This is a genomic window from Martelella sp. NC20 (genome assembly GCF_013459645.1).
Taxonomy (GTDB): Bacteria; Pseudomonadota; Alphaproteobacteria; order Rhizobiales; family Rhizobiaceae; genus Martelella.
In genome coordinates, this window is record NZ_CP054861.1 from 5458952 (window position 1) to 5472368 (window position 13417).

At 62.0% G+C, this 13417-nt stretch carries 8 protein-coding genes and 2 pseudogenes; 4 read left to right on the top strand and 6 right to left on the bottom strand.

The features are described 5' to 3' along the window. Positions 1-131: 131 nt before the first annotated feature. The 5 genes from HQ843_RS25950 to HQ843_RS25970 all read right to left on the bottom strand — a co-directional run bounded on the left by HQ843_RS25950 (position 132) and on the right by HQ843_RS25970 (position 5202). Positions 132-1532: a hypothetical protein gene (locus tag HQ843_RS25950; protein ID WP_180900500.1), complete on the bottom strand. Its 1401-nt coding sequence runs from the start codon at positions 1530-1532 to the stop codon at positions 132-134. Between the two features lie 81 nt (positions 1533-1613). Beyond that, complete coding sequence (gene istB, locus HQ843_RS25955; protein WP_180899036.1) at positions 1614-2372, bottom strand: IS21-like element helper ATPase IstB; 759 nt, start codon at positions 2370-2372, stop codon at positions 1614-1616. Continuing rightward, entirely contained in the window at positions 2369-3865 is a 1497-nt protein-coding gene (gene istA, locus HQ843_RS25960) for an IS21 family transposase (protein ID WP_180899035.1), read from the bottom strand. Before istA ends, istB begins: the two co-directional genes overlap by 4 nt. Positions 3866-3943: 78 nt before the next feature. Further along, complete coding sequence (locus HQ843_RS25965) at positions 3944-4825, bottom strand: type II toxin-antitoxin system HipA family toxin (protein WP_246710225.1); 882 nt, start codon at positions 4823-4825, stop codon at positions 3944-3946. After that, the gene (locus HQ843_RS25970; RefSeq protein WP_180900499.1) at positions 4825-5202 is read right to left on the bottom strand and encodes a helix-turn-helix domain-containing protein; all 378 of its coding nucleotides are present in this window, start codon (positions 5200-5202) and stop codon (positions 4825-4827) included. The genes HQ843_RS25965 and HQ843_RS25970 overlap by 1 nt, the downstream gene beginning before the upstream one ends. A gap of 292 nt (positions 5203-5494) precedes the next feature. On the opposite strand from HQ843_RS25970, the gene HQ843_RS25975 reads away from it, so the two are divergent. Further along, entirely contained in the window at positions 5495-6688 is a 1194-nt protein-coding gene (locus HQ843_RS25975; RefSeq protein ID WP_180900498.1) for a DUF932 domain-containing protein, read from the top strand. Between the two features lie 76 nt (positions 6689-6764). Here HQ843_RS25975 and HQ843_RS25980 read toward each other — a convergent pair whose 3' ends face one another. After that, the gene (locus tag HQ843_RS25980) at positions 6765-7877 is read right to left on the bottom strand and encodes a TIR domain-containing protein (protein WP_210275284.1); all 1113 of its coding nucleotides are present in this window, start codon (positions 7875-7877) and stop codon (positions 6765-6767) included. A 187-nt stretch (positions 7878-8064) separates the two neighbouring features. On the opposite strand from HQ843_RS25980, the pseudogene HQ843_RS25985 reads away from it, so the two are divergent. The 3 genes and pseudogenes from HQ843_RS25985 to HQ843_RS25995 all read left to right on the top strand — a co-directional run. Next, positions 8065-10211: pseudogene (locus tag HQ843_RS25985) on the top strand (ParB/RepB/Spo0J family partition protein). Between the two features lie 97 nt (positions 10212-10308). After that, the gene (locus HQ843_RS25990; RefSeq protein ID WP_180900497.1) at positions 10309-10710 is read left to right on the top strand and encodes a hypothetical protein; all 402 of its coding nucleotides are present in this window, start codon (positions 10309-10311) and stop codon (positions 10708-10710) included. 152 nt (positions 10711-10862) lie between these two features. Continuing rightward, a pseudogene (locus tag HQ843_RS25995) lies at positions 10863-13415 on the top strand (strawberry notch-like NTP hydrolase domain-containing protein); the annotation flags it as partial. Positions 13416-13417: the final 2 nt, after the last annotated feature.

A 13417-nucleotide genomic window follows, 5' to 3' on the forward strand; every position in this document is an offset into this window, starting at 1 on the left:
AAAATCGGGGACAACTCAGGTTGCACGTCATCACCCCCCAGTCGGCCGTCCGCCGACGGTCACAAATGACCCAGACTCCTATGCTTACCTATAGGCACCTTCGCCGAATCACTACTCCGCCGTTGGTCTCGCTATACCGTTGCTCGGGTTTGTTCAGACCGCCGCTCGGTTGAAATATTGGCAGCGCAGTCGAATGACTCGACCATAGCAGCGGCATGCGTTAGGTTGCGGATGTCACCAGGTGCGAGATTATGGCCCTCTTGCTTGAGACGTTCACTCCAAGACATAGCCTTGATCTCACCGGCTGACATATGGTCGGCGATTGGCCCAACTGACCCTACATCTTCCAGCCGACACAGCACCACGCAATCCCAAGAGATGGAATTAGCTCTCTTGTGAAGCCCGCCGCTGCTGTCGCCATACATCGGCCAAATCCGGACGGGGCGGATGTTTGACACGGCCAGTGCAGAAGCAAGCGACTGCCAACCTCGCCCATCAAGGTTCTGGTAGGTGAAAACGATTCTGGCGGCAGGTTTGCAGGTCCGCCGAACCTCGACGAGTGCCTCTGCGAGGCTGTTACCAAAAGTCTCGGCGGCGTCGAGCCCGTTGCCGGGTTTAGCGAGTTGTCCCGTCGGAAAGCCCTTGAGGTGCTCCGGACCGACAATTCCGAGTTTGACCATCCATGGCGCAAAGAAGTGTCCTAGTTCCGAATATGCGATGTAGTTGAAGTACGGAGGATCGGTAAGGACAAGGTCGACCGACGCGTCAGCAATATGGGAAAGGTCGCGTGCGTCCTGACAACGAACGTCCCAACTTCCCTGCTCAAACCATCTCACTGCACGTGGTCCGTCGGTGATTGTGGGCTCTGTAGCCTCGCGCATCGCCTTTGCAGCCCGCTGCACGGCCCTTACGGCGTTAGGGAACGTACCCCTGCCGTTTTTCTCAAGCCAAGGATTGAGTTCCACAGGCCTCGCAATGTGACGGTAGGCGCGGATGGAGAACAGCCCGGTCAAACGGCGCCAGCCACCAGCATATGCGCACAGCATATTGTTGGTCGTGAGGTGATCGGAAAACGCGATCTTCATGGCCTCACCAACCGTACCGTTACGTCTGCCAATCTCTCGCGCCAGTAGGCCCAAGTGTAACTTTTGTCTCGCACCGAACAGGTCGCCGTAGTCCTCGTAGCCGTACTGGACGAGGCGATTGTCGCTTCGCCGTTCTTTCGGAATTGGCCCTGGTGCTAAAAAATCGGGGTCGCGCCGCAGCTCTGCCTGCAACCTAGCTTGTGCCGCCTCATAGACGGCAATATCGTTCGCGTTCGCCGCGCGGATCCGCCGATGGGTATTGGGGTACCTTTTCTCAACGCCAGCGGGAATGGTTTCAACGGCGAAAAGACGGAACCGGGGAGACCTGCCGGTGAATTTGGCAGCATCTATCAGCCGATCCCGTTGACCGCAGCACGGACAAATGGCAGTGCCACGTGTCAACGGCGGCGTAAAAACCGGCCACGGGGCGGAGCAAAAGTCGGCCACTTTGGACGCCGGTATGAGACCCGCGGGAGGGCGTAGCCCGAGCGGGGGTCTCATACCGGCGTAGCGATTTTCTGAAGGGTTTCAGCCAGCCTTTCTGGCGCGGCTTTGGGCGAGACGATAGCTGTCGCCATTCATTTCGAGAATGTTGACGTGGTGGGTGACGCGGTCGAGCAGAGCGCCAGTCAGTCGCTCGGATCCCAGGATTTCTGTCCATTCGTCAAAGGGCAGATTGCTGGTGATCAGGGTGGCGCCCCGCTCATAGCGTTGCGAGATCAACTCGAACAGCAGCTCCGCGCCGGTCTTTGACAACGGCACGAAGCCAAGTTCGTCGATGATCAGCAGCTTGTATCCTGCCATCTGCTTCTGGAAACGTAGGAGACGCCGCTCGTCACGGGCCTCCATCATCTCGCTGACCATGGCAGCTGCTGTGGTGAAGCCAACGGACAGGCCCTTCTGGCAGGCGGCCAGGCCAAGGGCGAGCGCTATGTGCGTCTTCCCGGTTCCGCTGGGGCCGAGAGCGATGACGTTCTCGCGACGCTCGATCCATTCGCAGCGGGCCAGTTCCAGCACCTGCATCTTGTTGAGCTTCGGTATGGCGGTAAAATCGAAACTGTCGAGGCTTTTGACAACCGGGAATTTGGCTGCCTTGATACGGCGCTCGACCTTGCGGCGATCCCGTTCGATCATTTCCCGCTCGGCAAGCCGGGTGAGGTATCCGATATGATCAACGCCCTCGGTGGCGCAAAGCCGGGCCAGTTTCTGATACTCCCGCTGGAAGGTCGGCAGCTTCAGGCTCTTGAGGTCGTGGGCAAGCAGGATCTCGGGTGCTTCGGTGCTCATGCCGCTTCTCCCTTCCCCGATGACAGGAGGCCCATATACGCCTTCGCCGATGTCGTCTCCACGGTTGCTCTCGGCAGGTAGGGATAGATCGACAGATCAAGTCGCGGCGGCCGGCGCTCCACCCGGCAAAGAATCAGATGTTTGACGGCGTCGAAGCCGATCGCACCGAGATGAATGGCTTGCTTGATCGCCGCATGCAGGTCAGCCATATCGAAGCTTTCCAGCAGTCGAAGAACCTGCACGTATTCTCGCCGGCCATGCTTTGCCATGCGGCCTTCCATCAGACGGCACAGTGTCGCGAACTCCTCCGGCAGATCCCAGCCCTGCAAAGGGGCTGCCTGATCCAGCGCATTGATCTTCTGCTCGATCAGCGGCAGGTAATGCACAGGGTCGAAGATGACATCCTCCCGATCAAAGCTCCTGGGATGGCGGGCGATGATCTCGCCGCGGCAACCAATCACCACCTTGTCGACATAGCCTCGGACCCAGACGTCCTGGTGACCGTAGGCGACGGGTACGGAATAGTCGTTCGTCTTGTAGCGAACGAGAGACTGTGCCGTGACCCTGGCGCTGGCCTGATCGCAGGCGTCAAATGGGGAGGCTGGCAAGGACTGCATGGCAGCCAGATCACGCTGCAGCCGTTCACCGATCATCTCGCTCTCACCACGCAGCCTGTCGCGCTGGCGCTTGCGGCACTGTTCTTCCAGAAAGGCATTGAACGCATCCCACGTTGGAAACTGCGGGATGGGGACCATGAAGTTACGCCGCGCATAGCCCACGAGGCCCTCGACATTCCCCTTGTCATTACCCTTTCCGGGGCGGCCATAGCGATCCCGGATCAGATAATGGGACAGGAACCCGCTGAACAGTGTTGCCCGCTTGCGCGTGCCATCAGGCAGGATCTTCGCCACAAGGCAGCGGTCATTGTCATAGACGATTGATGGAGGCACGGCCCCGAAGAAGGCGAACGCATGGACGTGGCCATCGACCCAAGCCTCGGCTACCGCCGCCGGATAAGCCCGCACATAGCAACCGTCGCTATGCGGAAGATCGAGTACGAAGAAATGGGCTTTCTGCTCGACACCTCCGATCACGACCGTCGCCTCACCGAAATCGGCCTGCGCATGGCCGGGCGGATGAGAAAGCGGCACGAAGACTTCCTGACGGCGCTGTTCCCGCTCCCGGATATAGCCCTTGATAATCGTATAGCCGCCGGTGAACCCGCACTCATCACGAAGCCGGTCAAACACACGCTTGGCTGTATGGCGCTGTTTGCGCGGTACGTGTCTGTCTTCGTCCAACCAGTGGTCGATCGTTGAAACGAACGCGTCCAGCTTCGGCCGCCGGACCGGTGATTGTCGCTGATAGCCAGGAGGCGTCGAATACGACAACATCTTCGCTACGCTGTCGCGGGATATGTTGAAGTGCTTGGCTGCCTGACGTCGGCTCATCCCTTCCGAGACGGCCAGACGAACCTTCAGATAAAGTTCCACGGTGTAGATCCTCTGTCCCTCCTGCGCTCATTGCAGAAGGAAAATAGGTGGCCGGATTTTACTCCGCCCGCGGACGAATTATTCCGCCGCTTCCGTGGCCGACTTTTGCACCGCCGTTCTCACGTCAGAGGGATCGGGTGAGTGAGCCCGCATGAAATCGACGATCTCGGTATAGGAACCCAGCTCCGTTCCTGTCTTGCCGAGTGCGGTGCGCGCGGAGATGTAGGGAATCCGTGCGGACCCACGCCGATCGAACCGCTGGATCAGCGCGACCGGAAACGGCGTATCGGCCAGTTCCAACCGTGTCTCGGGCGTACGGATACCGCAGGCCGCGGCCAGGCGAAGGGTCGCGACCTCGACGCGCTCGATCGGTTGTTGATCGTGAACCGAGGTGAACTTCGCCAGCCACAGCACATCGCCATCCCTGACATTGGCTTTGGGGCGAGCGCCGCCGGAGCCGCCCGCGCCGGCCAGCGCCTGCATTTCCTCGGGCGAGATTTCCTTGCCTTGCTCATAGGCGCGCGCGATCGCCGTGATGGTTTCAAGATCGACCAGACGGGGAACGGCGTCGGCCGCCTTGCCGCGAATGACCTCGCCCTTGTCATCCAGAAAGCGCAACGCGCCTTGACGGCAGGCATCGTCGGAAAGCGTCAGATACTCGAATTCGTTGAGACCATTGCCATAGGCGCGTTCGAGCAGCCTGCGCCCCCAACTGTCCGGCGCCGCATCGGCGAAAACGCCCGCCAAGGCGTCGCGCATGTTGCCGGGCTGCCCCGAAGTGTGGAATGGGCCGGCCTCCAGAAGAAAGTCAGGCTGTATGGCGAAGGCGCGCGGGTTTTCCATCCATTCGGGACTATAAGTGAAGGTCGAGAATTGCCGTGGCCCAGCATGGGTGAAACGCAACTGGCCCACCGATGCCCGGGCTTCGCCAAGCGCAACATGGGCGACGAAATCGGCCATCAGAAGGAGGCCCCGTCAGGGTCCATAACGTCCTGTCGATCCTGCGTCTCCTCCGTCTGAGCCTTCTGCTTTTTCAGCCTTGCCGCGAAGGAGCGGCCCCTGCGCGGTCCGTGCTCCGCTGCCAGCGCCAGCCCCAGATCGTCCTTGCGGATATCGACCAGGTCAGCGAGCCGCTCCAGAAGGCCGAGCACAACGAGAACGTCGGCAAGCGTTCCGATGGCAACGCCCGGATCACCTCGTTCAAGGCGGGCGATGGAGCTTGGCGAGGTGCCCGCACGCACGGCGAGATCCGCCACGGCGATGCCACGCCGCAGACGCGCGTTGCGAATATCCTGGCCCAGCCGTTCCAGTGCTGGTTTCGCCTTGGGGGAACCCATATCAATCATCCATATTTGATAGAATGTCGCTATTAATCGATCATATATGACTGATTACGTCTTTGGTCAAGATTTCTAGCCAGTTTCCCCCAGCAGCGGTATCGTTTCGGTTCGACATCTTGCGGCCAGAAGGTGGGGAAGGCCTTCCCCTGCGTCCGAGCCTTGGGTCTCGGCCGACCCCTTCGAGCGGGGAGAACCCTGCAACGCCCCCAGAGTGAGAGAGCGGATCGGTTTCCGTGACGGGTGAATAGCTGGGAGAGAGGCTCCCGCGCCCGTCGTGGAGATTGGTACCATGAACATGCAAGCACTCGATGCGTCCCGTAACACGAGCGGCGGTTACAAGGTGGATGTCAGCCGTGGCGAGCGGATCGGCCGCGTCTCGTCCGAATGGTTCTCGCGTCCAGCCGACGAGCGCTACCTTTCCTTGTCCGAGTTGGCCCACACGGTCCGCGACCGCACCGAACGCAGCCGGACGCGGGTGGTGGAGAGCGGGCTCATCCATGTCGAGGCGAACCGCAACGATTCGGAGCGGTTGGCCCTCATCCTGCCGGGCACGGATGCGGCAATCGCGCCAACGCACTGGTCCTTTGGACAGCTCGCCAACCTGGTCGGAGCGCCCGCCGCCTATCTCAGGCAGCTCCCAGCCGCACTTGCCGCCATCAACCTGCAATACGGCCTAACCTCCAATCGGGCTGAGCAGATCAAGACGCTCGAAACCGACAACGGCCGGGTCGAGCTGCGCGCCGTCACCGGGCCGGACTACGGCCGCATCTTCGACCATGAGCTGGTTGAGGCCGTGCAGCGCATCGCCGGCAACGGCACGGGCGACACCCGATGGAAGGTGCCGGGCGTGCTCGACTGGTCGACCGGCGTCTACAATCCGCGCGTCGACATCACCAGGGACACGACCACGCTCTACGCCTCGGATCGTGATGTCTTCCTCTTTCTCGTCGACGATCTGAATCCGATCGAAGCCGGCCGCCTGCCGGACGGATCGCCCGACCTGTTCTTCCGGGGCTTCTACTGCTGGAATTCGGAAGTCGGGGCCAAGAGCCTTGGCATGGCGAGCTTCTATCTGCGTGCCGTTTGCCAAAATCGCAATTTGTGGGGCGTTGAGGATTTCGAGGAAATCACCATCCGCCACAGCAAATATGCCGCCAACCGCTTCTCCCATGAGGCGGCGCCGGCGCTCCTGAACTTCGCGAACTCGTCGCCAATGCCCTTCGTCAACGGCATCAGGGCCGCCCGCGAACGGATTGTCTCCAAGACTGACGAGGACCGCACCGATTTCCTGCGCCGTCGCGGTTTCTCCAAGATCGAGACCAGCAAGATCATCGACACGGTGCTGGCCGAGGAAGGTCGCCCGCCCGAAAGCATCTTCGATTTCGTGCAGGGCATCACCGCCGTCGCGCGTGACAAGCCGCATCAGGATGCCCGCCTCGATATGGAGGGCAAAGCGAAGAAGCTGCTCGATCGGGCGGCCTGAATTACTCAAAGCCGGAAATGCAGATGTCCGTGTTTCCGGCTTGCTATCTGGTTGATCCAATATGTCAAAAACAGGCCTACGCGGTGGAGACACCCTCTCGCTCCAGAACCGCTCGCACCTCTTCAAAAGCTGCGGCTATATTGTTGCGAGGAAATCTGATCTGACCAAGACCCTGAATGTTCGAGAACTCCGCACATCCCTCCTCCAACAGGACTATGGCTTTGGTGAAGCCGAGACGACCCTGAAAAAGCCCTACCTCATGAATGACATTCATCCGAGCACGCTCGGACCCGTCTTTCATTTCATCTTCAGCGGTAAGTACGACCAAGGCACACGCCGCGCCGTCCAGCATCTCTGACAGGCGCGCGATATTTGTGACGCCAGCCACGGGAACGCGGTTGAATTCCTCATAAGGCAGCCCCAGTCGACCCACCACGAAATCCTTCAACTCTCGCCACAAAGGTGATCGGCCGTGGCCAATGAATACATTGGTTCCTATCCGCTCTTCTCTACGACTTTTCTTACTGCGGCGACCCAAATGAGAACCCGCCTTTCTAGCAATTTTACTTAGCCCGCCACATTCATCGGCAGGAATTTGTAGGGCCGCAATTTTTGCAATAACTTCTTGGTGAGGTGCGAGGTGCAGGCCGCCGCTAATCGCATTACTGTCGCGCGACCAAACTTGACCGCTTGGTAGCATGGCGCGACCTAAAACATCTGCGGTTGGCAGAGATATTTTCTCCGCCTCATCTTTTAGCCTTCGGAGAAACTCGTCACTTTCTTCATCCAAAGCGACCGTCAATTCTGAAATAATTTCATCTCGGATTTCTTCAATTTTTTCACGTATTGCCGCGCTATCACGGATGGCTAGTGTAATATCCGGATTACCTGCTCGCCGCTCGATCTCCTCCTTCACGGCCCCACTTGGGTATTCCTGCCAATCGCCAACAGATCCCATGCTGGTAAAACTCATGTCCATTAGCCCCCATTCCGGACTAAACTGCGCTCCTGGTGGTCGAGACGACAAATTAGAATAATAGACATAGGCATGATAACCCATGTTGGAACCACTCCAGGATTCTTGAAGACGCACCGCCTCATCCATTATTTTTTTGAGTTGAGGTTGGTGCACCTGCTTAAATGCCTCAGATAATTTTTGTAAGTCTTCAGCATATCCTAATAAGCTCAATGGATTTCTCCCAGGCAACAAATGGCATTGATTCGATTTTCTTGATTATTGTAGGGCTTCTGTCCCTTTCTGTATCCACATCTTCGGTAGGCGCTGCCCTCCAAGAGTGAGAGGGCGGCGCTTCGCTTCGTGACGGGTTGGAGGTCGAGAGAGAGGCTCCCGGCCGCCCGTCGCGGAGTAAATCCCGATGGCTACTGCCGTTCAGAAGATCACCCTGTCGTCCTCGCGCGACATTCCCTTCAACAAGCTGGTGCTGAGCCAGTCCAACGTCCGGCGCATCAAGGCCGGCGTCTCGATCGAGGATCTGGCGGCCTCGATCGCCCGTCGCGGTCTGATCCAGAGCATCAGCGTCTTCCCGGTCGTCGATGCCGAGGGCAACGAGACCGGCATGTTCGAGGTGCCCGCCGGCGGCCGCCGCTTCCGCGCGCTCGAACTGCTGGTGAAGCAGAAGCGTCTCGCCAAAGTCGCGCCCGTCCCTTGCGTGGTCCGCGATCGCGACGGCGCCATCCTCCCCGAGGAGGTGTCCCTCGCCGAGAACATCGAGCGCGCTGCGCTCCATCCGCTCGATCAGTTTCGCGCCTTCCACGACATGCTGATCAAGGGCATGACCGAGGAGGAGATCGCCGCGGCGTTCTTCGTGCCCGTCAACGTGGTCAAGCAGCGGTTGCGCCTCGCGACCGTCTCACCGGTCCTCCACGACGTCTATGCCGACGAGACGGCATGACGCTGGAGCAGCTCATGGCCTTCACGGTCTCCCAAGACCACGAGCGTCAGACCCAGGTCTGGGACGCGATCAAGGACGCCTGGTCGAAGGAGCCCTATCAGATCCGGCGCATGCTGACCGAGACCACGGTGCGCGCGTCCGACAAGCGTGCCGTCTTCCTCGGCATCGAAGCCTATGAGGCGGCTGGCGGCACCGTCATGCGCGACCTCTTCCAGGCCGATGATGGCGGCTGGCTGCAGGACGTGGGGCTTCTCGATCGCCTCGTCGCCGAGAAGCTGAAGGCCGAGGCCGAGGCGATCGCCGTCGAAGGCTGGAAGTGGATCGAGGTCGCGGTCAGCTTCCCCTACGACGCGGTACGCGGCCTGCACGAGGTTCCCGGCGTGCCGATCGATCTGGCGGTCGAGGAACAAGCGACCATCGAGGCGCTCAACGCCGAGCAGGCCAGGCTTGAAGCGGAATATCAGGACGCCGACGAACTGCCTGATGAGATCGACGAGCGTCTAGGTGAAATCGAGACGGCACTGGCAGCCTTCGACGACCGGCCCAAGCACTTCGACCCGGCCGACATCGCCATCGCCGGCGTCTTCGTCAGCATCGACGCCAACGGATCGCTTTCGGTCGATCGCGGCTTCGTCCGGCCCGAGGATGTGCCTCAGGTCCGGACCGATGGTGAGGAAGAATCGGAGACGGATACCGAATCCGCCGGCACCCCGAGCCCCTCTGTGCAACGCGCTGTTATAACTATCGGCGGCCAGCCCGCCGAGTCCGATGACGACGATGAGGACGACGGGATCAAGCCGCTGCCCGAACGCCTCATCGTTGAGCTGACCGCCTACCGCACCCTCGCGTTGCGCAACGCGGTGGCTGAAAACCCGCACATCGCCATGACGGCGTTTCTCCACAAGCTGGTCTCGGACAACTTCATGACCCGCATGTACACGGGCGCCATGGAAGCCGGGGTGAAGCACATCTTCTTCCCGGTTCAGGACGAGACGCTGAAGGACAGCCCCTCCGCGCGGGCCGTGCAGGAGCGTCACGACGCCTGGGCCGCCGACATCCCGAAGGACGACGACGCCCTATGGGACTGGCTCGCCGCGCTTGACGATGCCAGCCGCATGGCGCTGCTGGCGCATTGCGTCAGTTATGGGGTCAACGCGCTCTATGAGCGGCCGAACCCGCACAGCGCGGGCGGCGTGTCGCAGCACACGCTCGATATGAGGCTCGCGCAGGCCGACCGGCTGACGCGGGCGACCGGGCTCGACATCGTCGAAGCTGGGTGGCGCCCGACCTTCGGCAACTACCTCAACCGTGTCACCAAGCCGCGCATCCTCGAAGCCGTCCGGGAAGGCGCCGGCGAACGGGCGGCCCAGCTCATCGACCATCTGAAAAAGGGCGATATGGCCAAGGAGGCCGAGCGTCTCCTGGCCGATAGTGGCTGGCTACCCGAGCCGCTTCGGTTGGCCGGCGTTGACGGCGATCCCGCAGCGGACACGGATGGCGGCGGTGAAGCCGACGGGGCCGAGCTGCCTGACTTCCTCAGCACTGAGGATGACTCGGAATTGCCGGCCGATGGCGAGGACGACGAACGTCAGCTCATCGCCGCCGAATGAGCGGTTCGCGGGGCGGCTTCGGCCGCTCCGCACCTTCCAATTCCAACCACTCTGAGCCCGGCCCTGCGCCGGGCTCTTTTCGTTTCAGGAGCCTGATATGGCCGAATATCTCACCCGCTTCTCCTGCCTGCTGGACGTCGGCTCGGTTACCAATGTCGCGCGGGCCTTCGACATCTACACCGCGCTGATGGCCGAGAACGGTCGCGAGGACCCGCCCGCCGAACCCTTCCTGCTCTCGCTCACGCCCGAGCATGGCGCGACGCGCCTTTGGCTTCGCGACCCCGGAACCGCCGATCCGCAATTGCTGGTCACCTTCGTCACCCGCTGCGCCGAGGCGTTCGCGCTCTCCGGCACCTGGGGGTTTCAATGGGCCGGCATTGCCTCGGACCCTGTCGTCGACGGTTTCTCCGGCGGTGCCCATCTGCTCGATCTCTCCACCGGCCGCACGATCGAGTGGATCAGCACCGGCCGGTGGCTGGCTGAGGGCGGTGTGCGATGATTCCCGCCCATACGCGCGCCCGGCCTTGCGGTCGGGCGCTTTTTTTATGTCAGCGGACGAGAGGGAGAGGACGGCCGGGACGGGTCGAGTCCGGGCGGTCGAGAGAGAGCGCCGACCGGGCTTGTCCCTTCCGCTCTCCCGAGGTTCCTCCCATGAACATACTGTCTCCCGCGGCCCTTCCGGCCGCGCCCATCACCCGTGCGTCTTCGATCCTAGACGTGGCGCAGCAACTTCTCGATTATCTCGAACGCGGCCAGCGCATTGACGCCGGGATCCTCCGTGCAGCGATGGAAACGGCCTTCGGCGCATCCGACACCAGCGGCACCTGGGACTGGAAGGCGGCCTATGAGGCCTGCGAGGTCGCGACAGTCCTCTTCCTGCGTAAATACGGAAAGGCGCTTTTCCGCAAAGCCGCATCTCCGGCTGCACGTTTCTCCGCTCTTTCAAAGATTGCCGGGCTCCTGCCGACGCATACCCGGCGCTCGGAAGAATCGCAGGCGCTCCAGCAGTTCTCGACGCCGGTGCCGCTCGGCCTTGCCGCCGTGGCGGCCGCCTCCATTGCTGCTGGCGACATCGTGCTGGAGCCGTCGGCTGGCACCGGCCTGCTCGCCATCCTGTCCGAGATATCAGGCGGAACGCTCCTCCTTAACGAGCTGGCCGAAACCCGCGCCGATCTGCTCGCTGCGCTGTTTCCGGGCGTTGCCGTCACGCGCTTCGACGCGGCCCAGATCGACGATCACCTCGCGCCAGACGCCACCCCCACAGTCGTGCTGATGAACCCGCCATTCTCCGCCATAGCGAACGTCTCCGGCCGCGTGGCCGACGCCGCCTATCGCCATGTCGCTTCAGCACTGGCCCGGCTTGCCGATGGCGGGCGACTGGTGGCGATCACCGGCGCCAACTTCAGCCCCGACCACCCGGCTTGGGCAGCGGCCTTCGTCCCGCTTCAGGAGCGTGGCCGCATCGTCTTCACCGCGGCCGTGGACGGCTCGGTCTATGCCAGGCACGGCACGACCATCGACACGCGGCTGACGGTCATCGACAAGCTGCCGGCCGACGATCGTTCGGCATTTCCCCCTTCGCCAGGCATCGCACCCGACGTCTCCACACTGCTCGGCTGGATCGCGACGCAGATTCCGCCGCGTCCGACTGCAACCCTGCCGCCAGTGAAAACCTCGGCGTCCGCCGCGTCGCCCCGGACCATTCGCGGATACCGCGCCCGTACCACTGCCGCGCCCGCCACGCCCGCGTCCATCGAGCCGGAAGGCGTCGAACTCGCCTATGAAACCGTGGACCGGACACCCGCCGAAGACGCCCGGATCACCGACGCGATCTATGAAGAATATGGATTGCAGGCGATCCGTATTCCCGGGGCGCAGGCCCATCCGACCAAGCTTGTGCAATCCGTCGCGATGGCCTCGGTCGCGCCGCCCAGGCCGAGCTACCGGCCCCGGCTGCCTGCAAACATCGTCCCGGATGGCTTACTCTCTGACGCCCAGCTCGAAACCGTCATCTACGCCGGCGAGGCGCATGCCGACTTCCTCGCCGGTTCGTGGACGCTCGACGAGACTTTCGACGTCATCTCGGCAGCGCCCGACAACGCGCCGAACTCTGTGCGCTTCCGCCGGGGCTTCATGCTCGGCGACGGGACCGGCGCCGGCAAGGGCCGCCAGTCGGCCGGCATCATCCTCGACAATTGGATGCAGGGCCGCCGCAAGGCGGTGTGGATCTCCAAATCCGACAAGCTGCTGGAGGACGCGCAGCGCGATTGGTCGGCGCTCGGCATGGAGCGCCTGCTGGTCACGCCGCTGTCGCGCTTTCCGCAGGGCAAGGACATCACACTCTCGGAAGCCGTCCTATTCACCACCTATGCCACGCTACGGTCCGACGATCGTGGCGAGAAGCTTTCCCGCGTCAAGCAGATCGTCGAATGGTTGGGCTCCGATTTCGATGGAGTGATCATCTTCGACGAGAGCCACGCCATGCAGAACGCCGCAGGCGGAAAGGGTGAACGCGGCGACGTCGCCGCCTCGCAGCAGGGTCGTGCGGGCCTCCGCCTCCAGCACGCCTTGCCGAATGCGCGCATCGTCTATGTCTCGGCGACCGGCGCGACCACGGTGCACAATCTCGCCTATGCCCAGCGCCTCGGCCTCTGGGGCGGCGAGGACTTCCCGTTCTCGACCCGCGCCGAATTCGTCGAGGCGATAGAAGACGGCGGCGTCGCGGCGATGGAAGTGCTGGCGCGCGACCTGCGCTCGCTCGGGCTCTACACGGCACGGTCGCTCTCCTACGACGGCGTCGAATACGAGCTGGTCGAACACCAGCTCACCCCCGAACAGACCAGCATCTACGACGCCTATGCCGGGGCCTTCGCCGTCATCCATAACAATCTCGATGCCGCGATGCAGGCCGCTAACATCACCGGCGGCCCTGATGGCAGTGGGGGCACGCTGAACCGCCAGGCCAAGTCCGCCGCCCGCTCGGCGTTCGAATCCGCCAAACAGCGCTTCTTCGGTCATCTCCTCACCAGCATGAAGACGCCGACCCTGATCCGCTCGATCGAGCAGGACCTGGTCGACGGCCACGCCGCCGTGATCCAGATCGTCTCGACCGGCGAAGCCCTGATGGAGCGCCGTCTCGCGGAAATCCCCACCGAGGAATGGAAGGACGTCCGAGTGGACATCACCCCGCGCGAATATGTATTATC